Source organism: Streptomyces sp. NBC_00523 (genome assembly GCF_036346615.1).
Taxonomy (GTDB): Bacteria; Actinomycetota; Actinomycetes; order Streptomycetales; family Streptomycetaceae; genus Streptomyces.
This window is the reverse complement of record NZ_CP107836.1, coordinates 4,356,230-4,376,537: the sequence shown is the minus strand read 5'-3', so window position 1 is coordinate 4,376,537 and position 20,308 is coordinate 4,356,230. Positions and strand designations below refer to the sequence as shown.

Sequence of the window (20,308 nt, the reverse complement as noted above, 5' to 3'; positions counted from 1 at the left end):
GCGTCAGGCGGGTACGGAGACCTGCTCCTCGGCGTGGGCCGGGGTCTCGGCCGTCTCCCCGGCGGCCTCCTGCTCACCGGCGGCGCGGCGGCCGGGGATCATCAGGGCGACGAGCGCGGCCAGGGCGACGACTCCGGAGCCGATCCAGACGGCGGGCACGGTGCCGTCGGTGAAGGACTGCGCGGACTCCAGGCCGCCCTGCGAGGCGAAGACGGTGGTGAGCACGGCGACCCCGAGGGCGCCGCCGACCTCGCGGAGGGCGTTGTTGGCGCCGGACGCGATGCCCTGGTCACCGGGGCGGACGCTGGACATCACCAGGCTGGCGGCCGGCGCGAAGTACAGGGCCATTCCGATGCCGCCGATGATCAGGGCGGGCAGCTGCGAGACGTAGGAGGCGTCCGGGGCGATGGCGAGGGCGAAGAGGGCGAGGCCGACCGCCTGGAGGGCGAGCCCGGTCACGACCACCGGGCGGCCGCCGAACCGGTCGGAGAGCATCCCGGCGATGGGGGCTACGAGCATCGGCATGCCGGTCCAGGGCAGCATCCGCAGCCCGGCCTCGGTCGGCGAGTAGCCCAGGACGCCCTGGAGGTACTGGCTGAGCAGGAAGATCGCGCCGAACATCCCGAGGTACATCAGCATGCTGGCGATGTTGATCCCGAAGAAGCCGCGGTCCCGGAAGAGCTGCATGGGGAGCATGGGCTTGCGGCCCCGGAAGCCGTGGCGGATGAAGGCGCCGATGAGCACGACGCCGGCGACGAGGGAGGTCAGGACGGTCGGGCTGGTCCAGCCGTCGGCGTTGGCGTTGACGAGGCCGTAGACGATGCCGAAGAGACCGCCGCTGACGAGGAGGGTGCCGGGGACGTCGAGCCGGGCGCCGGGGGCGTGCGACTCGGCGAGGCGGAAGCGGGCGAGCGGCAGCAGGAGCAGGCCGATCGGGACGTTGAGCCAGAAGATCCACTGCCAGGAGATGTGCTCGGTGAGGCTGCCGCCGATCAGAGGTCCGCTGGCCACGGCGAGGCCGGTCGCGGCGCTGAAGATGCCGAGCGCCATGCCCCGTCGGGCGGGTTCCACGGCGGCGGTGAGCAGGGTGAGCGTGAGCGGCATCATGATCGCGGCGCCGACGCCCTGGACGGCGCGGAAGGCGATGAGTTCGTTGATGCCGGGCGAGAGGGCGGCCGCGGCGGAGGCGCCGGTGAAGATGGTGAGGCCGGTGAGGAAGAGCCGGCGGCGGCCGAAGCGGTCACCGAGGGCGGCGCCGAACATCAGCAGGACGGCGAAGGTGAGCGTGTAGGCGTTGACCGTCCACTCCAGCTCCTCCATCTCTCCGCCGAGGCTTTCGCGGATGGACGGCAGGGCGGTGGTGACGACGAGGTTGTCGAGAGCCGCCATGAAGCCGGCGACGCTGGTGATGACGAGGGCCCAGGCCGCTCCCGCGCGGCCCTTCGATTGCTGGTTCACTGCTCCCCCTGAGGGTTAGTTATTGATGACTAACTTTTCCGGGCAGAAAACCGGGCGGAACCCGGGGTCGAACACGTTCAGGAGACCGGCTGGGCGGAGGCGTAGAAACCGGACCAGATCCGGTGTCCGGCCGGGAAGCCGAGCGAGGTCAGCGTGTTGGCGAGCATGCCGTACGCGAGGAACTGGGTGGCCTCGTTGACCTCGGCGCCGAGCGCGAGGTTGACGGAGTCGAAGAGCTCCAGCCAGCCGGCCCGCACCGACTCGCCGAACTCGTGGTCCCCGGCGGCTTCGGCGGCGGCGACGGCCGCGTACATCTGCATCTGCATGAGCAGCTTCTCGGGGTCGTCGGCGATCAGCTGCTGGTAGGCGCGGGCCATGGCGTGCAGCGCCTCTTCGCCGGCCAGCCCGTCGGCCGCCTCGGCGAAGACCCGCCGGGTCTCTTCGAGGCAGCGCTCGGCCGCCGCGAGGAACATCGCTTCCTTGTTGGGGAAGAGACGGAAGAGGTACGGCTGCGAGACGCCCACCCGCTGGGCGATCACCGCGGTGGAGGTCGCGCTGTACCCGCCGCGGGCGAACTCGGTGATCGCCGCGCGGATGACGCTCTCGCGTCGCTCATCTGCACTCATCCTTGCCATGCCCATAAGTTAGTACTCAATCACTAACTTCGTCAAGCGGGATGTCAGGTGGAGTTGCGAACGGGGGTACGCGTAAGGGGCACGGCCCCTTGGACCGTGCCCCTTACGTGGCGTCGCGCCGCCCCTCGCCGTCAGGCGAGCTGCACCACGGCCCGGGACATGCCCAGGACCTTCTTGCCGTCGCTCATGACCGTCAGGTCGACGCGCACCCGCCGGTCGTCCAGCAGGGCGCCCACCTTGCCGCTGACCTCGATCTGCGCACCCTTGTCGTCGTCGGGGACCACGACGGGCTTGGTGAAGCGCACCCCGTACTCCACCACCGCGCCCGGGTCGCCGGTCCAGTCCGTGACCACGCGGATCGCCTCGGCCATCGTGAACATGCCGTGCGCGATCACATCGGGCAGCCCGACCTCGCGCGCGAAGCGCTCGTTCCAGTGGATCGGGTTGAAGTCGCCCGAGGCACCCGCGTACTGCACGAGCGTCGCCCGGGTGACCGGGAACGACCGCGCCGGCAGCTCCGTACCGACCTCGACGGACTCGTAACTCACCTTCGCCGTCATCACGCCTCCTCGGCGGCGCGCGCCACCAGCTTCGTCCAGGCGGTCACGACCAGCTCACCGGACTCGTCGTGGACGTCCCCGCGGACGTCCAGGATGTCGTTGCCCGCCATCGACTTCACGGCCTCGATGGTCGAGACGACCGACAGCCGGTCACCGGCGCGCACGGGGCGGACGTAGACGAACTTCTGGTCGCCGTGCACGACCCGGCTGTAGTCCAGGCCGAGCTGGGGGTCCTCGATGACCTGGCCGGCGGCCTTGAAGGTGATCGAGAACACGAAGGTCGGCGGCGCGATCACATCGGCGTGGCCGAGGGCCTTGGCGGCCTCGGGGTCGGTGTACGCGGGGTGGGCGTCGCCCACGGCCTCGGCGAACTCGCGGATCTTCTCCCGTCCGACCTCGTACGGCGCGGTGGGCGGATAGGTCCGTCCCACGAAGGACTGGTCGAGCGCCATGAACTCGCAACCTCCTGATGAAAGAACGACTGGGCCGGCCTGTGACGGCGTCCGGCCCCATTCAACGCCAAACCCGCCGCACAACGACACGAGGCCGCCCCCCGAAGGGGACGGCCTCGTGTACGAGCCTGATTCAGCGCGTTTCGCGGTGCGCGGTGTGCGAGTTGCAGCGCGGGCAGTGCTTCTTCATCTCAAGACGGTCCGGGTTGTTACGCCGGTTCTTCTTGGTGATGTAGTTCCGCTCCTTGCACTCCACGCAGGCCAGCGTGATCTTCGGGCGGACGTCGGTGGCAGCCACGTGAGTGCTCCTTGGACGGACGATGGACGGATGAACGCAAAAAAGAGTAGCCGATCGAAGGACCGACCCCACAATCGGCTACTTTTAGTAGCGGTGACCGGACTTGAACCGGTGACACAGCGATTATGAGCCGCTTGCTCTACCGACTGAGCTACACCGCTTTGATGACTGGGCCCCCCGCCGAAGCGGGGTTTCCGATCACCAGAGCCCCAATGCGGAATCGAACCGCAGACCTTCTCCTTACCATGGAGACGCTCTACCGACTGAGCTATTGGGGCGAGCGATGAAGACATTACACGCTCGGTCGCCGATCGCCCAAATCCGTTTCCCGGTGCCCGCCCGACCTGGTCGCGTACCCCGCTCGGGGCGCCCTCACACCGCTGATCAGCAAGGCCGCACCGGTACGACTATTGCGCTCCTCCTCCGACCGGGCCGCGCCCACCTCTAGGCTCTACTCACTCTGCGTGATCTTGACCCCTTCCCTGGAGCACGATGTCCGACAGCCAGCCGCGGCGGCCCGACGACCACGCGGCCGACACCACCGGCGGCCCGGAGACCTCCGCCCTGACGCTCTGCGGCGCCCGCCTCGCCGACGGCCGCGTCGTGGACGTACGCGTCTGCGGCGGCCGCATCGAGGCCGTCGGGACCGCGGGCAGCCTCACCGCCGCCCCCGGCGCCCGCCTCGACCTGCGCGGCCACCTCCTGCTCCCCGCGCCCGCCGAGCCGCACGCCCACAGCGACACCGCCCTCACCGCGGACGGCTCCGGGCCCGCGTCCGAGCGGCCCGAGGACGTCCGGCGCCGCGCCACGGAGGCCGCGCTGCTCCAGCTCGGCCACGGCGCGACGGCCCTGCGCTCGCACGTGCGGATCGGCGGCCCCCAGGGCCTGGCGGCGCTCGAAGCGGTCCTCCAGGCCCGGCGCTCGCTGCGCGGCCTGGCCGACCTGACCCCGGTCGCCGTCCCCCGGCTGCTCACCGGCGTGGCCGGGGCGGGCAACCTGGCGATGCTCCGCGACGCGGTGAAGATGGGCGCCGGGGCGGTCGGCGGCCGGCCGGACCTCGACCCGGACCCGGCGGGATACGTGGAGGCCGTCCTGGAGGTCGCCGCCGAGCACGGCTGCCCCGTGGACCTGCACCTGGACGGCGACGACCCCGCCCGGCTCGCCCGGTTCGCCGCGCTGGCGGGCGGCCTGCGCCAGGAGGTCACCATCGGCCCCTGCGCCGGTCTCGCCCGCCTCCCCGCCGACGTCGCCGCCCGGGCGGCCGGGCAGCTCGCGGCCGCCGGGGTGAGCGTCACCTGCCTCCCCCAGGGCGGCTGCTGCGGTACGGAACACCGGGGCGCCGCCCCCGTACGGCTGCTCCGGGAGGCCGGGGTGCGGGTCGCCGCGGGCAGCGGGGCCCTGCGCGATCCGGCCAACCCGGTGGGGCGCGGCGACCCGCTGGAGGCGGCGTTCCTGCTGGCCTCGCAGGGCGGCCTGCGCCCCGAGCACGCCTACGCGGCGGTGTCCGCCGAGGCCCGGCACGTCATGGGGCTCCCCGAGGTCCGCGTCGAGGCGGGCTTCCCGGCCGAGCTGCTCGCCGTACGCGGGGAAGGGCTGGCCGGGGCGCTGTCGCTGGCGTACAGCCGGATCGTGGTGCACCGGGGGCGGGTCGTGGCCCGGACCAGCGCGGTGCGCGAGTACTGCGACTCGGAGGCGGGCGGCGGGCCCGGTCTTCCCCGCCAGGGACGGCCGGAATCCACCGGCGGGCCGTGAGCGTCACGGCGCGCTCCGGCGTACCGTCGGTCGTATGCGCATTGTCATCGCAGGTGGACATGGTCAGATCGCGCTGCGGCTGGAGCGGTTGCTCGCCGCGCGCGGGGATGAGGCGGCCGGCATCATCCGCAACCCCGGACAGAGCGACGACCTCAGAGCGGTGGGCGCCGAGCCCGTGGTGCTGGATCTGGAATCGGCCACGGTCGACGAGGTCGCCGAGGCACTGCGGGGCGCCGACGCGGCGGTCTTCGCGGCCGGTGCGGGCCCCAACAGCGGCACGGCCCGCAAGGACACCGTGGACCGGGGCGCGGCCGTGCTCTTCGCGGACGCGGCGGAGCGGGCGGGGGTGCGGCGTTACGTCGTGGTCTCGTCCATGGGCGCGGACCCGGACCACGCCGGGGACGAGGTGTTCGACGTGTATCTGCGGGCCAAGGGCGAGGCGGACGCGGACGTACGCTCCCGCTCCGGCCTGGACTGGACGATCCTGCGCCCCGGGATGCTCACCAACGACGCCGGCACCGGCCAGGTCCTCCTGGCCGCCTCAACGGGCCGCGGCCCGGTCCCCCGCGACGACGTGGCGGCGGCCCTGGTCGAACTCCTCGACACCCCGGCCACGGCGGGCCTGACCCTGGAACTGATCTCGGGCAACGTGCCGTTGACGGTCGCGGTGAAGGACATCGCGGGCAACTGACCCACGCCACGAAGAAGGCCCCCGTTCGAAGAACGGGGGCCTTGCTTGTGGCGGCGCCAGGGTTCGAACCTGGGTAGGCTGAGCCGGCAGATTTACAGCGGGCTCGGTTCACCGCCTACGACCTGCGGTGTTTCGTGCGCCACCCTCCGCTGGGGGCCACCTGGGGGACGAGGGCCAGGTCAAGGGATCTGCCCATCAATCCTTCGCTTATCAGGAAGGTCGGGCGCTGGAACGGGAGAGGCCAACAGCTCCTCCCCGCGAGGGCGCGCCCAGAACTGGCCATCCAATGAAAACTTCGGCCGCTCATCGTCAGATGAAACAGGAACGAGGCGGGTGGAGATCCACTCCCCCTTGGTCGGTGCCAGCAGCCCAAGCGCGCGGGCGACGTGTGGGTGTGATCCTTGGTGCCCCAGCACGACGATGCCCTTGGGGCGCAGAGCTATACGGGCGTCACGGGCCCGTTTCGGCGCGTCGTCCTGCTGTCCGACGGTCAACACTGCCTGTCGGCCAATGAGACGTTCCTGCACCTCGCAGAACAGCCTATTCACCCGCTGCTGGCCCGACGAGGCTCGGCCCGGCAGTGATGCAGAGAGAATCTGCTCTCGTACTTCGCGTTCGAGGTGGAGCAGCAGGTTCGTCGGCAGGTCTGTCTGGAGCCCACCCCAAAGCCAGTACACGTCCGACTTGGCTCCGTCGGAGAGCTTGCGCTTGTTGTCTCGGTTGTACGCACGGACGAGGTCGCCGTTTGCACCCGGCGCTCTCTTCCAACGCAGGCGCTCATCGGTGATCCGCACTATGCCAGCGGCCCACCGGCTCGTGTCGTCGTCGATCCAGGTGACGACTGCAGCATGGTCGGCACGGCCACTCCGCTCACCGTGGTCGGCGCACAGATACATCTCCATCGGGATCTCCCAGCCGCCGAGATCCTTGGAGAACTTGCAGTCGATATCGAGGCCGGCGATGGACCAGTCGAGGTCTGCGCCGTTGTCGATGGCGAACTCCTTGGTGAGGTTCACCTCGACGGCCGTGCCGAGATATGTCTTCTCGGTCTTCGTCAGGTGCTGGTACGCCCAGCGCCCCGTCCGCTGGCCATCGAGCAACTCGTCGAGGGAGTCGCGGAGCGCCCATCGGAAGCGCTCCCGCGCCTCCGGTTGGCTGTAGAACCACTCCACGAACGGGGCAAGGTCCTCGGGGACCGATTGCGTAAGGCCGGACTGGATCCGCCACTCACGCGGCACCCTGCTCATGGGCTGAGTCGGGAACTCCCAAGTCCGGTACGAATTACGGCGCGAGTGCTTCGCAGCCAACGCACGCGAATCCTGCATGCCAGCCTGAGCAGGCTCCTCCGGCAACCACAGACCCTCTTGTATCGTCACGCGCTGAAGTGTGGCAGCAGGCACCCAGCCGAGTTCGACGAACCCTCCTCCGCGGGCTTCGAGGAGGGCGCAAAAGCGTCAGACCCGGACCAGCACCCCGTCATCAGCCGCCGTCGCGGCCTGCTCCGGCAGTCGGTGCCACCAATCAAGCTTCGCCAGCATGTCCTCACTCGGAGGAGACCAGCCGAAGGCGGCACTCAGTACATGCATCGCCAGGCGCGGCGGGACGGCATTCCCGATCTGCTGCCCGATGTCGCGACCGGACCACGGGTAGTCGGCGGGAAAGGTCTGCAGACGTCCGGCTTCGGAGTGATTGAACCGATCCAGCTCAGCCCCGTCGAGGGAGACGACACGGTTTCGGCGGATCTTGCCTGTCACGGTGGCAGAGGGCTGAGATGAGGTCCTGCGCCCCCGCAGTTTGGGGTCGCCGCCGGTTCCGTAGTTCGAGATGACCTCGAAGGGTGTTCCTCGCTGGATCACGTCGCTCATGGTGCGCCAGGGCTCCTTCGACGGGTCGCCAGCGCCACGTGGAACCCCCTTGCGGTAGGTCCGATGCGTGGGGGCGGGCAATTTCACGTCGTGTTCCCCCCTACGCGCGATCAATACCGCTCTCTTCCGTGTCTGCGGAACGCCGTAAGCCTCCGTGAGCAGGAGGCCGTAGTCCACGGAGTAGCCCTCATTCCGGAGGGCGTGGGCGTACGCCTGCCAAACAGGAAGCACCGCAGGGACCTGCTCCAGGATGATCGCCTCGAAGGGCTTCCTCTGCACGTCGATGGCTTCCAAGATCCATCGCAGAGGTTCCAGCACCAGGCCGGTCCGTTCGTCATCCAGTTTCGCGAGATCACTGATGATCTCGGCGCGGTCGACCCGAGCGATCATGCGGTCAACGAACTTGAGAACGTCATCAAGGGCCCTACGGCCCGCGCCACTGCCTGCGACCGTAAAGGTTTGGCAGGGCGGGCCGCCGGCCAGTACGTCTGCGTCCGGGAAGCCGGCCGGACCGTACTGCCTCACGTCGCCCTGAATCGTGCCCAAGCCAGCAGCCCGCCGAGTCTCGCAAGCGTCGGCATCCCATTCGATGCCGACCGTGGGTACTCCCAATCTCTCAGCAGCCACGTCCACGCCACCAGGTCCGGCGAACAAGTCGACGATCTTGGTTGGCTGCACGTGATCTCCAGAGCATCAGGGTGGCGGTCTCCGCAGCTGCACTTTGCAGTACAGCCGCTGTGCGAGCGTACCTGTGACCGCTGACAGCCCTGTGCTACGCGAGTCTCTCGCGACTCGGCCGGAATCGTGTGGAGTGCTAGAAGTCCTGCAGGTCTGCCCCGTACTCCGGGTCGAACGACTCACCCTTGGGAACGCCGCCCATGAGGGCGTGGCGCCCTCCTCGGCACTGATTGCAGAGCGTGATCAGATTCCCTTCGTCGTCCTTACCACCCGCGTGGACTGGCAGAACGTGATGAATCTGTAGCGAGGCACCCACCGCTGCAGTCCCCCCCCGCCCGCAGTCCGGCAGCTGCACGCTTGTCCCTGTCGAGGATCTTGGAGAGCAACCCTGTGTCCGAGTCACCTGGCAGGATCAGTGATCCGGAGTCGGATGCAGTGCAGGGGGAAGCTCGGTGGGGAACCAATTGCGCGTCGGCGAGGTCCTGCGATCTGCTCGGAAGAGAGACCCCGAGCCCGTTCTCATCGATGGGTACCCGAACATCCATCACGTCACTGCCTCGCAAAGTCTCCCGCGGATGCAGTTGAGCAAGGGCATCAATCCCATCGCCAAGATCATGGCAGTAGACGGGCGCCGTCGTCCGGCCATCCTGATCCGGTCCAGCCCTTGGAAGGCCGGTACGTCTGAGACCCCGTGGCACGACGTGTTCGACCTGGACAACGGACGTGTGCGCTACTACGGCGACCACAGGGTGGACCACACAGTCCCGGTGGGTCGCACGGACGGCAATGCTGTCCTTCTTGAGACGATGACGCACCATCAGGGCGCCACACCGGAACAACGCGCCCTGGCCGCACCGCTGCTGGTTTTTGCTGCGGTGCCGCGGAACAAGACCCCGAAGGGTTACGTCCAGTTCTGCGGCGTGGCAGTCATCGAGAGGGCTGAGCAGATCGATCAGGAGACGCAGGGCCGCCCCTTCCGGAACTACCGTTACGAACTGGCTGTCCTGGACCTGAAGGAAGATGGCGGTGGGGTCGACTGGTCGTGGATCGAGGCGCGGGGGGATCGATCTCATTCGACCGCGGCAGCGCTTGCACGCGCACCACGGTCATGGCGTCGCTGGGTTGAGCATGGGCATGCCGTGCTCCCCGAAGTGCGCCATCGTCCAGTTGAATCCGAAAGAGACGAGAGGAACGAACCAGAGGCAAGCGTCGATAGTCATGAGTCGTTGGGGCTGTTCCCGGTGCCTCGTCAGTCCCGTGCTTCGATCTCTAGTTCACCGAACCGCATCGAGGCTTCGAAGGAGCTGACCCCGAGCGCTCTGATGCACGGACTGCGGACCCTGAAGGTCCACCAGGTCAACGGTCGACGGAGCCGGCACAAGCCGTTGTCCTTGCTGTGGGGCATCGCGCGAGTCGCCACAGGAAAGTCCCGCCTGGCTCGCTGGGGAGAGTTCCGTGACGAGGTGAGCGGGCTCATGGCCGAGTTCGGACACCCCGATTCGTCCGTGTCTCCTGAGTATCCGTTCTGGCACCTCCACACGAGTCGACTGTGGGAGGTGCGCGGGATCGCCGCCGAGCAGGCGGCCAAGACCCAAGCCGCAACCTTCGACCGATTGGCCCCCGAAGCCGGGATGACCGAACAGGCCGCAGGGCTGCTGGATGACCCCTTTGTACGGTCTCAGGCAGTCGCCGTCCTCCGGGAGACCTACCTTGCTGACGTCGATCAGCATGCGCTGATGGAGCGCCTCGGGTTGGCCGGCTTCGAGAGCGCGAGCGGCATCGGCGCGCCAGACGGAGGCGAGCAAGGGGACGAGGCCACCAATGCCACTGAGCGACGCGACTTCACCGGTTCACGCATCGTCCGCGACACCCGACTCGTCCGAAAGGTAAAGAGCTTGCACGCCGATCGTTGCCAGGCATGCGGCCTGCAACTGGCGACACGCTTCGGCACCTATAGCCAGGGGGCTCACATTCGAGGGCTCGGTCGCCCGCACGACGGCCCCGACGAATTGCCGAACCTGCTCGTGCTCTGTCCCAACCATCACGTCCAGTTCGACGCACTAGCGATCTACATCGACGCCCACGGCATCGTTCGTCTGACTGCCGACGACAGCAGCATCGGCGCGCTGCGCCGGCACCCTGCTCACCACATCAGCGAAGCCCACCTCCGCTACCACCGTGCGCTGTGCGGTAGGGACCTTGTCGGCTCGGAGATTCAGGACGTCGCTCCCCTAACGTGACGCGCCTGCGGCCCGCCGCGCGGGCCGCAGTCAGCAGCGTGCGCGTGGCCAGACCCCAACGCACCAGAGTGAGCTGCACCGAGTCGGCGCCGTGACGGCTTTTACTACCGTGCCACCCCACCCGCCTACACACGGCGCTGACCTGCTCCTATAACCTGCACAAGCCTCAATGCGCTAGGCCCAAGCCCGCGCATGGCCCACGGTCAGCCCGGAAGGGCGGCGTCCGTCTCCTTTTCGGGCTGCCCTCTCCGCCCCGACGCGACTTGGGTAAGGGCCATGTCTTAAGTGGACAGCCCTCTCACCTCTACTGGCAGTCCGCAGGCGTCCCCGGTTGCTCGTACGTGTCGTGGGCGTGTTGTTACGCACTTAGACCCACCGGGCGGCTCCCCCGACGCCCAGACTGAGCGCTGAACCGCGCCGCTGCGGGTGCGCTTCCTAGCCCTAGCCGGGAAGTGGGCGCTCACTGCAGCCACACGCAGACCAAAGCGCGGGAACCAGCCGAACTTACGAACTGATTTGATGCAACCCCTCTGCAAGGGCCCAAGCGTGCGAGATCATCAGTCTGTAAGTGAATCAGCCACACTGGGGGAAGATATGTACAAAGCGGTCAAAATCGATGGTAGCGACTCTGTGTTCCTGATTGAAGTCACTCCCCTTGCTATGGAAAGCATCGATCAGACAAAAATTCTGCGGGGGCGCGGGACGCCCGAGCAGGCACTGACCAATCTGCGCCAGGTGGGTGATGCCATCGTCCAGACCTGCGAAGACGTCTCAGCAGCAGTGCGGGAGCGCTTCGCTGACGCCGCCCCGAACGAGTTGGAGGTCAAGTTCGGGGTTTCTCTCAGTGGCGAGGGAGGCGTTCCCCTGGTGGGCAAAGTCAAGGCTGACTCAACATTCGAGGTGAGAGCGTGCTGGACGCGCTGATCAGCACTTCGTGTGGTTCACCTACGCACTACGGGTGAACATCATGTACCAGTTGACGGATGTGGCCTGGTCAGGGGACCAAACCAGTTGGTAACCTGCCCAGCATGAGTAAGCCGGAGGATGGCAGCTGGTCAGGTCTGAGTAACACCGAGCACGCACTGCTTGAGCTGATGTCGGCTGCCCTGAAGGCGGACGAACGAGCTGCGCAAGAACTGTGCCGACGGTGGATGCGCAGGCCGCCCACAGCGTCCGGTCATGCAGTTGCTCTCCGGGCAGAGCTGAGAGCTTTGCTCACGGCTTCGCCCGAGCGCTCTCCCCTTCGAGGAGGCGCGGCACCTACCGATGACTGGGAGCCGCCGGCCGTCGCCGACTTGCCGAGAGACCCAGATACCAACCAAACGTTGCTCCGCTTGGGTGGGCCACCTGCCGTCTCTGGGCCTGTGCTCGACGAGTTCTGCAGGGCACAAGTCGACAGGATCGTTGCTGAGCGCCCGCTGCGTGAGCGGCTTATGGAGGTAGGACTGCAGCCGTCTCGCAGCGTCCTCTTGAGCGGTCCTCCCGGCGTAGGCAAATCCATGACTGCTGCGTACATCGCCGAGCAAATGAAACAACCGCTTCTCGTCGTGGACTTGGCGTCAGTGATGTCGAGCTACTTGGGGCGGACTGGGCGCAACCTGAGGGCAGCACTTGATTACGCATCAAAAACAGAATGCGTCCTGTTCATTGATGAATTTGACGCATTGGCGAAAAGGCGAGACGACAGCACTGACATTGGGGAGCTGAAGCGCCTGGTAAACGTTCTACTTTTGGAACTCGACCGGTGGCCCGCTGGAAGCTTCTTGGTCGCCGCTACTAATCACCTAGATCTGGTTGATACAGCTATCGCGAGGCGCTTCGATGTCAAAATCGAAATGCGCATGCCAGAGCGCGAGCTTCGACAGAATCTGCTAACCCAAATTCCGGTCATTGCGGCCGGAGACGTTGGCACAGAATTTGTTTCATTGTTGGCTCTCGCAACTGAAGGAGCATCGCATTCCGATATCGTCAAGCTTGTGAACGGTCTAGCGAGAGCAGCAATCATCGAGGACGGAAACCTGAAAGCTTTCCCGAAACGTATTGCAGAGCATGCCATGGCCGCACTTCGCGAGCAATCGGTTACTGATACAGAGACGCGGTCTCAGATTATTCGCCTTGCGCATCAGTCACTTGGTTATTCACAACGAAAAATCGCAGGAATTCTCGGCGTAAGCCATCCAACAGTAAGTCGAGCTTTGGCTTCACGAGAAAAATAGGGGACTTAGTTGCAATTCCCTGGGGGGGAATAAATGAGCCGTAAAACTGGCGGGCGAATCCTCGTCGGGGGCGAGCAAATGTCCGAAATGGTTGATCGAGTTTCAGGAGGAGGAAGCAAGTTCTATCCGTTCTCCATGGAGGAGACCAGGGACTTCCTTGGGCCCCAGGTGCGATCATTGCGGGACTCTGCGGTCCGCATTGATTCGGCCCTGCGAGCCGAACATGTAGTCTTCGAGGCTACTCTGCTGCCGAACTTCCTGGCTAATAGTTACTTCCCGGATCGCCTCGTTAAGCTGTTGGGGCTAACTCCGCTCGGATCTCGCCCAGCTACTGCCGATTTGACGCTTCGCAGCGGCACCACACCGGATGTGCCAACCAAGTCCCTGATCGTCGCTGGGGACGATGCGAGCTTGAATCGCTTAGCCAACATGCTTGAGGGTCGCGAGCTTAACCGGGCCGAAAAGGCGGCCGCGGAAGAACTGCGCCAGTTCTCATCAATTAGCCTGCCGCGTCGTGAGGAAGTGCTGCGGGATTCTACGATAGATACTATCGACCCAGGCCGGGGCTGTATAGCCTATGAGGCCGTCCTTCACCCCGACCCAGATAATCCTGGGTCGGGACGGCAGCCCATGAATAACCGCCTTTTCCATAAATTCGAAGAATACATTGCGAGCCTAGGAGGGGAAGTAGCGGGCACACGCCGCGACATAATTGGCGGACTAACGTTCGTGCCTGTGTTTCTTCCTGTGGACCGGGCAGAGCAGGCTGCTGCCTTTAACCCGCTTCGTTCGATACGGCGTATGCCGCGCATTCGACCCGTTCCTACGGCCCCACTCCGGTCAGCTCCACGAATAGGGCGGCCAGCGCCTCCTGCTGCTGACGCTACTGCGCCCGAGGTGCTTATCTTCGATGCCGGAATAGATGAGGACGGTGACTACTTCGCCGGCTCTGCTCAGCAACACCATCTGACGGACGAAAGTCCCGAATACGGCTGTCTGGAGCACGGAAGCGCTGTGACGGGAGCTGTCCTATATGGGAATGTGCAACCAGGACAACAACTGTCGAAGCCCCCGGTCAGGGCCACCCATTACAGGTGTATTCCCGGGCCAGCTGAGGATGGAACGGAACTTTACTGGCTCCTGGACCAGATTCAGAAGAAGGTCACGGAAGACGACGCTATGATCGTCAACCTCAGTCTCGGGCCGGAAGTTTCTGTGGACGACGGCGAGCCGCACCGCTGGACGGCTGTTCTCGATAGCTTGGCATACGAGAGGGATATACTTTTCGTCACTGCCGTTGGGAATAATGGCGAAACCAGCGACAATCGAATAATGGTCCCGGCCGATATGGTCAATGGACTCAGTGTCGGAGCATGCGATCGCCCCTATCCTGAGGCATTGTGGAGCAGGGCCCCGTACAGTTGTGTCGGTCCGGGGCGCCCTGGGGCTCTGGTGCAGCCGTCGGTCATGGCGTTCGGTGGCGACGAACAATTGCCATTCGCTAGGCTAAGAGCCGACGGAAGAATATCGTACGATTGCGGGACAAGTTACGCGGCACCTCTGGTTTCGCACGAGCTAGCGGTTTTGTCTGGCGAGCTTGGAGACCGAGCTAGCGCTTCGGCATTGAAGGCGTTCGCTGTCCATTTTGCCGAATCGCATGCTGACCCGAACGTAAGCACTGGGTACGGACGGCTTATAAACGATCACGCTTCCGCCCTCTGGTGCGACAGTAACGAGGTCACTGTCATGTACCAAGCTTCTGTTGAGCGTGATCAGATACTGGGGTTTCTCCTTCCCGTGCCTGAGTCTGTTGATCGAGGAAGGGTGAAGGTTAGGTGGACTCTCGCCTATGCGTCACCCACGGATCCGACTGAAGCAGTCGAGTACACGGAATCCGGTCTGGAATTTACACTTCGTCCACATGCCGCCAATTACTCATTTCGAGATCCAGAGAACTCCTCGCACACCGTGAAGGTTAATATCCGTGATGAACCGGAACGGGTAGCCGAGCTGGAAGAGGAAGGCTGGATTCGCAGCAAGAATCCGGTTTCTCGTTCTCAAAAAATAGGACCGAAGGCGTCAGAGGCCAGCAGGCGTCGTGGAGGGAAGTGGGAGACGGTCATGCAGGGGCAAGACCGTCTTCAGGCGAAGAGCCTCTGGCTTCCTCGACTAGATATCGAGTACCTGACACGGGCTGGCGGCGTCCTTACTCGTAGTGCGGCGCCGGTGGACTTCACCCTCCTAGTGACCGTGACATCGCTTTCTGGTATTCCGGTGTACCAAATGGCACAGTCGGAATTCCCGGTTCTTTCTGCGCTTCCTGTGCCAATTGCAACTGAGGTACGAACTCAAACCTGAACTCCATCACGAGCGCGGGAGCCGCTTTGGTTAGAAGCTGCCTTGACGCGAGTGATCATGGCTCCGTAAGCATCCGGCGCGTCGGGCAGTCTGTGCATGACCGGTAAAGCGCGACATGGAGTCATGGCCTGCGAGACTCGTGCCAAGGCGGCCGTCTTAAGCCATGGAGTCTGCCGCCTGGCCACGGCGTAACCCCTTACGGGACGCATGCGGTGCGCGCGACAGGGGTGCCGGGCTGACTGGGAAGGACGGGCCGAGGCAGGTCGCGCGGTGATGGCCGCCTCGATGAGGAAGAATGCAGGCGGAGTCGTCCTGAAGAACTGCGGGCCGTGTGCGCCCTCTTGTCAGGGGGATCAGCGGTCAGGACGATGCAAGGCCACGAGGACGACGGTCGGGTCACCCCCGTATAGCAAGTGCGACTCCTGTGGTGTAGGCGGCACGAATCTAGTGCGGTAACGCTGGAGGTCGCTTTCCGCGAAGTAGATTGCGTTCGGGTCGTTCGCGTGGAACTCGTTGCGCTTGCTGACCCTCGCCCACAATTCTTCATGGCTGGCAGCGAGGTAGACGAGCAGGGGGACCGCGCCTGCTTCAGTGGCGATGCCTTGCCATTTAGCTCGGTCCTCCGGAGTCCAGAGGCCATGGTCAACTACGACGTCCTGCCCGGCTTTGAGCTGTGCGCGGAGGTCGGCCGCCACGTCTTCGAGCACGGGCCGTTCCAGGGTAGGGAAGACGCCCCGAGGGAAGTCGACTCCGTAGACGCCGTGTCGGCGGAACATTTCCTCGTCCGGGCACAGGCGGACGAATCCCCGATCCGTCAAGGCACGGGACAGTGTGGTCTTGCCGGAGCCGGGGAGTCCGGCCATGAGCACGCAGAACGGGGGACGTGTGGGCTTCGGTTGCGTCAAGGCTCGTGAGATGACTGCTGCCTCGGTTTCGGTTCCTCGCGCAGGGGTGCCACCGGGCCTGGCCGTGAGCGGGGTGCCCCCTCGCCCTTCTGGCTCGTTCGCGGGCGTGCTGTTCGCGCCTTTCACAGGGTGACCTCGGTTTCGGTGCGCCATGTACGTCCTGGGGCACCGAGGTCTACGCCGTACTCCACGGCGGTGTCCTCGCTGTCGAGGAACTTCGCTGTCATCACGACCACGGGGTCGGCCGGCGGGTTCTCCGGGTCCAGTTCCAGGAGCCGCGCGTGCTCCGGCGTGAGGCGGCTGGACGATGCTGTGTCGATGCGACGAGTGATCGGGTGGCCGGTTGCCTGCGCGATGAGCTGAAGCGACGTGCCTCCCGTCAGTCGCGCGCTCTCTGCCAGCTGCGGCACCAGCTTCCCGTACCGGGCGGGAATCCACGACGTGCTGTGAGCAACGATGCCGTGCCGGTCCCGGTACACGCGGCTACGCCGTACGACCTTCGAGCCGGGCTTGATGTCCAGGGCCTGCGCCACGTCGGCGGGTGCTGGTACGACGGCTGCCTGGTGCGAGTCGGATCGTTCGCCCGTCCCCCAGCTGGAGCCGGTGCGGCGCCCCCGGTCCTGACGCTGGGCGCCCGAGGACATCGGGGCCGGCTGGTCCAGGACCTCGGTGCCAATTCCGTGGATGCCTCGTACTAGGCCCTCGCTTCGCAGCTTCCGCAGGGCCTTCTCCGCCGTGGCGGCGCTGACCTTCCACTCTTCGGCGAGGTTCTTGATGCTCGGCAGGAGCTCCCCCGGCCGCAACTCGCCGGAAGAGATCAGCTTTGAGTAGTGAGCGGCAATCTTTGCGTAAGGGGCCCGATTGTCGGCCTGGCCTGCCATTTCGCTTGCTCCTTCGCGTGAACATCCCTGAGGTTCCCTACCTTACTGCTTGACACCGCAGGGAACCCTAGGGAACCTTAGGGATGCACCCGCCGGTCGGTCCGATCGAGCGGAGGGCGCCCCGACACACCTGTGTCTGTCGCCCGGAGGGCTCCGTGAAACGGGCTCCAAGGAAGCGCCGGTTCTTTGACAACTGAATGGGGATCACGCCGCCTCTCCTAGGCCAAGTAGGCGGCCACACGGGCTCTCCGTGTGAGTACAGCGCAATCTGCTCTCTCCGCAGCGTTCGAGCTGCGGCCGGTTGCCTCCGCCGCACGTCTCGTACGTGCGGCGCTGAGGGGAGCCGGTTTTCCGACTTCGACGGCGTGCGGCCCCGGTGCTCGAACACCGGGGCCGCTGTTCGGGCCGTCTCACCTGCCAGGGAGACAACGACCCATGAAGACCATCGCTGCACTTCAGGACCTTGTTACGACGGCGTCGCTCGACTTCGAGCCGCCGGCCGCCGAGCTGGACGCGATCGAGCAGGAGATGCCGCTCATCCAGGCGGAGGTCGCGCTGCTTGACGCCAAGATCATGACCCTCGACCGCCCGGCCAGCGAGCTGGACGCACGGCGTATCCGCCGGGCCCGGAACCGGGTCATGGCCGCCCGTCGCGACCTGAGCAACCGCACGGTCACGGCAGAGCCGGGCGGTGCGGCGTGAGCGCACCCGACACCTTCCCCGCGGTGATGACCACGCAGCAGGACACCGGCAGGTGGCGTCTGTACGTGGCGATCTACGGCGTGCCGGCCTCCCAGTGGCCCGAGTACGTCTTCGACGGCGCCACGGTGCCGAGCGTTCGGGACCGTTCACGGGCCCTGGACGCGCTCGGTTACACGTTCACCGCAAGCCCCGAGTGGGGCTGGATCGAGGATTACGTGCCGGGCGACGATCCCGCCCAGCCCGTGTCCCTCTTCGCGTCGGCTCAGGTGCGGAAGGTGGCGTCGTGAACGATGTTCATATCCGTTCAGCGGAGAAGGCGCTGTCGTTGGGGACCTGGCTGATCGTGGGCGGCGCGATGCTGTTCTCGATCCTCACGGTCACCCCGCTGATGGAGCGCCACACCCCTGAGGGCTGGACCTGGACGGCCCCGATCCTTCCCCTCGTCGTGGACGCGGCGGTCGTCATCGTCGTGCGGCTCGATTCCGTGCTGGCCCGGCTGGGCGGGCACGGTGGGCGGTGGCCCATCGCGCTGCGGTGGATGACGGGAGCGATGACCCTCGCCCTGAACGTCGCGGACTCCGCGCTAAAGAAAGAGCTGGTCGGCGTGGCCGTGCACGCGGTCGCGCCCCTCTTGCTCATCGTCACGGCAGAGACCGGTCTTGCCTACCGGCAAGCCATTACCGCCGCCCAGCGGGCCCGTGAAGCCCAGCTCAAGGCCGAACGCAAAGAGCGTGAGCAAGCCGCCGCCGAACGCCGCGAGGAGCAGGAGCGGCGGGCCCGCGAGGAGCGCGAACACGCCGCCCAGTTGGCGCGCGAGCAGCGCGAGCACGAAGCCCTCCTGGCTCGCGAACAGACCGCCCGCGAGGAGGCCATGCGGCGTGAGGAGCGCGAGCGGACAGAGGCCCGGGAGCGGGCCGAGCGTGAGGCCCGTGAACGTCGTGAACGCGAGAGTGAACAGCAGCAGGCTGAGCGTGAACGCCTCGAACGCGAGGCCGCCCATCGCCGCGAGCGCGAGCGTCTGGAGCGCGAGCAGGCCGAGCGTCGGCAGCAGCGGGAGCGGGCGGAGCGTGAGGCCCGTGAACGGGAAGCGCTGCTGTCCGGTGGGCCGGTGAACACCAAGCTGCCCGAGGACCGAGCCCGCCAGATCGTCACCGCCGCCCACGCCTCAGGCATGCCCGTGCGCACGGCTGCGGAGTTGTGCGGGTGGTCGGTCGGCTGGGTCTCCACCCGCTACCAGGAACTGCGCGACACCACCGCCCCCGCTCTCGAAAGCGCCTCGTCATGAGTGGCCTGCCCGTGTACCGGTGGCGCCTGGCCCCGGACGGCCTGGCCACCCGCCGACAACTCCGCGCCATGGGCCTGCGGCCCGGGGGCCAAGGCGTCGTCGCAGAGGTGCACCGGCCCCGGCGCCGGCGTGAACCGCTGGTCGCCTACCTCTACCGCGTCGACCTCGCCCGCCCCGTTCGACCGATGACTCCGAGCCGTACCGCAGCGTTGGAGAAGGCCATGCGGGCCCGGCGCATCTGCCCTGCCTGCTGCCGGGATGCCGGGTACTGCATCCCGCGCTCGCTGGGCATGTGCGTCCCCTGCCACGACGACCCCGCCCGCGACCGCGTCGTACCGGAGGCGTGCCGTGTTCGCTGACCTCGCGTTCCTGCTCTACCTCGGCCACCTGATCTCCGACTACCCGCTCCAGACCGACCACCAGGCCGGGCACAAGGCCGCACCCGGCCTGACCGGTTGGCGGGCGAACATCGCCCACGCCGGAACGCACGTTGTCGTCTGCGGCCTGCTGCTCGCCCTGGGTGCGGCCGTGCTCGGGTGGCGGCTCCCGCTGTTGTCCGCGACGGCCGCTCTGGTGTGGATCGGTGGCACGCACGCGGTCATCGACCGGCGGTGGCCGGTCCAGTGGTGGATGACCCACACCGGCCAGTCCGCATATGCCGCCGCCGGTGGCGCCGCGCACGTCGATCAGACCGCCCACATCGCCGCGCTCGTTGCCGCGGCGCTCTTCCTCTCCGCTTGAGACAAGGGGTTCACCATGGCAAGCAACAGCACCCGGACCACCCCGCCCCGCCCCCGGACCAGGGGTGGGCAGGCGCCCGAGGGCAAGGGCGCCAAGTTCGCGAACCACGCCGGGGCGGCGTTCGGCGGGTTCGTCGGCTCGGTGGCCGGCGGATTCGTCCCCCCGATCAACGTCACCGTCAACAACAACAAGTCAGCCTCCGTCCCCGGAGCCCGCCGCCACGCGGAGAGCCTGCTGCCTCCGCCGGAGTTCGCGACACCCGCGCAGATCCGGAACTACTGCAACAGCCTGCGGGCCGCGGCTGTGATGCTCTCCTTCGAGGTCGCGATGGGCGCCGAGATCCTCAAGGCCGTCCTCGCGACGGTCCCGGACCCCAACGGCCGCATGGGCGGGGCGAAGATCCGGGCGTTCAAGGTGTCCCGCAAGATGCAGCGGGCCGCCGAGGAACTGCGCAACGCCGCGAAGATGGCCGCGGCCTGCTACGCGCAGTTCCAGCAGGAGTACGAGGGCGAGCTCAACGCCCACCGCCACCGCGCCCAGCGCCCGCAGCAGCCCCGCATGAACTGGGGTGCTCAGTGAGCCGCCGGTGGG

Annotated in this window: 22 protein-coding genes and 2 tRNA genes; 12 read left to right on the top strand and 12 right to left on the bottom strand. The window is 66.5% G+C overall.

What is annotated here, in order from left to right:
• Positions 1-3: 3 nt before the first annotated feature.
• The 7 genes from OHS17_RS19965 to OHS17_RS19935 form a co-directional block, all read right to left on the bottom strand.
• Complete coding sequence (locus OHS17_RS19965; protein ID WP_330313288.1) at positions 4-1,458, bottom strand: MFS transporter; 1,455 nt, start codon at positions 1,456-1,458, stop codon at positions 4-6.
• A gap of 77 nt (positions 1,459-1,535) precedes the next feature.
• Positions 1,536-2,084 (bottom strand): TetR/AcrR family transcriptional regulator, encoded by a 549-nt coding sequence (locus OHS17_RS19960; protein ID WP_330315303.1) that lies wholly within the window; start codon positions 2,082-2,084, stop codon positions 1,536-1,538.
• A gap of 140 nt (positions 2,085-2,224) precedes the next feature.
• A complete protein-coding gene (locus OHS17_RS19955) occupies positions 2,225-2,653 on the bottom strand; it encodes a MaoC family dehydratase (protein WP_018101271.1) in 429 nt (142 codons plus the stop codon).
• On the bottom strand, positions 2,653-3,105 hold the full coding sequence (locus OHS17_RS19950) for a MaoC family dehydratase N-terminal domain-containing protein (RefSeq protein WP_018101272.1): 453 nt from the start codon (positions 3,103-3,105) through the stop codon (positions 2,653-2,655). Before OHS17_RS19950 ends, OHS17_RS19955 begins: the two co-directional genes overlap by 1 nt.
• Positions 3,106-3,238: 133 nt before the next feature.
• Positions 3,239-3,403, bottom strand: coding sequence for a 50S ribosomal protein L33 (gene rpmG / locus OHS17_RS19945; RefSeq protein ID WP_003956487.1), 165 nt, complete (start codon positions 3,401-3,403; stop codon positions 3,239-3,241).
• A gap of 88 nt (positions 3,404-3,491) precedes the next feature.
• A tRNA-Met gene (locus tag OHS17_RS19940) sits at positions 3,492-3,564 on the bottom strand.
• Between the two features lie 44 nt (positions 3,565-3,608).
• Positions 3,609-3,681 (bottom strand) — tRNA-Thr (locus OHS17_RS19935).
• A 214-nt stretch (positions 3,682-3,895) separates the two neighbouring features.
• Between OHS17_RS19935 and OHS17_RS19930 the strand changes: the two genes are divergently transcribed.
• Entirely contained in the window at positions 3,896-5,155 is a 1,260-nt protein-coding gene (locus OHS17_RS19930; RefSeq protein ID WP_330313287.1) for an amidohydrolase family protein, read from the top strand.
• 34 nt (positions 5,156-5,189) lie between these two features.
• Entirely contained in the window at positions 5,190-5,846 is a 657-nt protein-coding gene (locus OHS17_RS19925) for an SDR family oxidoreductase (protein ID WP_330313286.1), read from the top strand.
• A 179-nt stretch (positions 5,847-6,025) separates the two neighbouring features.
• On the opposite strand, the gene OHS17_RS19920 is transcribed toward OHS17_RS19925, so the two are convergent.
• From OHS17_RS19920 to OHS17_RS33915, 3 genes are all read right to left on the bottom strand, one after another.
• Positions 6,026-7,222 carry a NaeI family type II restriction endonuclease gene (locus OHS17_RS19920; protein WP_330313285.1) on the bottom strand — a complete coding sequence of 399 codons (1,197 nt, stop codon included), beginning with the start codon at positions 7,220-7,222 and terminating at the stop codon, positions 6,026-6,028.
• A 78-nt stretch (positions 7,223-7,300) separates the two neighbouring features.
• Positions 7,301-8,389 carry a DNA cytosine methyltransferase gene (locus OHS17_RS19915; protein ID WP_330313284.1) on the bottom strand — a complete coding sequence of 363 codons (1,089 nt, stop codon included), beginning with the start codon at positions 8,387-8,389 and terminating at the stop codon, positions 7,301-7,303.
• A gap of 136 nt (positions 8,390-8,525) precedes the next feature.
• Complete coding sequence (locus tag OHS17_RS33915; RefSeq protein ID WP_443066143.1) at positions 8,526-8,744, bottom strand: HNH endonuclease; 219 nt, start codon at positions 8,742-8,744, stop codon at positions 8,526-8,528.
• Between the two features lie 220 nt (positions 8,745-8,964).
• Between OHS17_RS33915 and OHS17_RS19910 the strand changes: the two genes are divergently transcribed.
• From OHS17_RS19910 to OHS17_RS19895, 4 genes are all read left to right on the top strand, one after another.
• On the top strand, positions 8,965-10,629 hold the full coding sequence (locus OHS17_RS19910) for an HNH endonuclease (protein WP_330313283.1): 1,665 nt from the start codon (positions 8,965-8,967) through the stop codon (positions 10,627-10,629).
• A gap of 594 nt (positions 10,630-11,223) precedes the next feature.
• Positions 11,224-11,553 carry a CU044_2847 family protein gene (locus tag OHS17_RS19905; RefSeq protein ID WP_330313282.1) on the top strand — a complete coding sequence of 110 codons (330 nt, stop codon included), beginning with the start codon at positions 11,224-11,226 and terminating at the stop codon, positions 11,551-11,553.
• Between the two features lie 59 nt (positions 11,554-11,612).
• Complete coding sequence (locus OHS17_RS19900; protein WP_330313281.1) at positions 11,613-12,845, top strand: AAA family ATPase; 1,233 nt, start codon at positions 11,613-11,615, stop codon at positions 12,843-12,845.
• A gap of 897 nt (positions 12,846-13,742) precedes the next feature.
• Positions 13,743-15,203: a S8 family peptidase gene (locus OHS17_RS19895; protein WP_330313280.1), complete on the top strand. Its 1,461-nt coding sequence runs from the start codon at positions 13,743-13,745 to the stop codon at positions 15,201-15,203.
• Between the two features lie 353 nt (positions 15,204-15,556).
• Here OHS17_RS19895 and OHS17_RS19890 read toward each other — a convergent pair whose 3' ends face one another.
• Positions 15,557-16,261 carry an AAA family ATPase gene (locus OHS17_RS19890; RefSeq protein ID WP_330313279.1) on the bottom strand — a complete coding sequence of 235 codons (705 nt, stop codon included), beginning with the start codon at positions 16,259-16,261 and terminating at the stop codon, positions 15,557-15,559.
• Entirely contained in the window at positions 16,231-16,989 is a 759-nt protein-coding gene (locus tag OHS17_RS19885; protein ID WP_330313278.1) for a GntR family transcriptional regulator, read from the bottom strand. Before OHS17_RS19885 ends, OHS17_RS19890 begins: the two co-directional genes overlap by 31 nt.
• A gap of 435 nt (positions 16,990-17,424) precedes the next feature.
• Between OHS17_RS19885 and OHS17_RS19880 the strand changes: the two genes are divergently transcribed.
• The 6 genes from OHS17_RS19880 to traA are packed head-to-tail and all read left to right on the top strand — an operon-like array spanning position 17,425 to position 20,296.
• Complete coding sequence (locus OHS17_RS19880) at positions 17,425-17,691, top strand: DUF6284 family protein (protein ID WP_330313277.1); 267 nt, start codon at positions 17,425-17,427, stop codon at positions 17,689-17,691.
• The gene (locus OHS17_RS19875) at positions 17,688-17,978 is read left to right on the top strand and encodes a DUF6303 family protein (protein ID WP_330313276.1); all 291 of its coding nucleotides are present in this window, start codon (positions 17,688-17,690) and stop codon (positions 17,976-17,978) included. Before OHS17_RS19880 ends, OHS17_RS19875 begins: the two co-directional genes overlap by 4 nt.
• Positions 17,975-18,976, top strand: a complete 1,002-nt coding sequence (locus OHS17_RS19870; RefSeq protein WP_330313275.1) for a DUF2637 domain-containing protein — start codon at positions 17,975-17,977, stop codon at positions 18,974-18,976. The genes OHS17_RS19875 and OHS17_RS19870 overlap by 4 nt, the downstream gene beginning before the upstream one ends.
• Positions 18,973-19,335, top strand: a complete 363-nt coding sequence (locus OHS17_RS19865; RefSeq protein ID WP_330313274.1) for an RRQRL motif-containing zinc-binding protein — start codon at positions 18,973-18,975, stop codon at positions 19,333-19,335. The genes OHS17_RS19870 and OHS17_RS19865 overlap by 4 nt, the downstream gene beginning before the upstream one ends.
• Positions 19,325-19,717 (top strand): DUF3307 domain-containing protein, encoded by a 393-nt coding sequence (locus tag OHS17_RS19860; RefSeq protein ID WP_330313273.1) that lies wholly within the window; start codon positions 19,325-19,327, stop codon positions 19,715-19,717. The genes OHS17_RS19865 and OHS17_RS19860 overlap by 11 nt, the downstream gene beginning before the upstream one ends.
• Positions 19,718-19,732: 15 nt before the next feature.
• A complete protein-coding gene (gene traA, locus OHS17_RS19855) occupies positions 19,733-20,296 on the top strand; it encodes a plasmid transfer protein TraA (RefSeq protein WP_330313272.1) in 564 nt (187 codons plus the stop codon).
• Positions 20,297-20,308 lie beyond the last annotated feature (12 nt).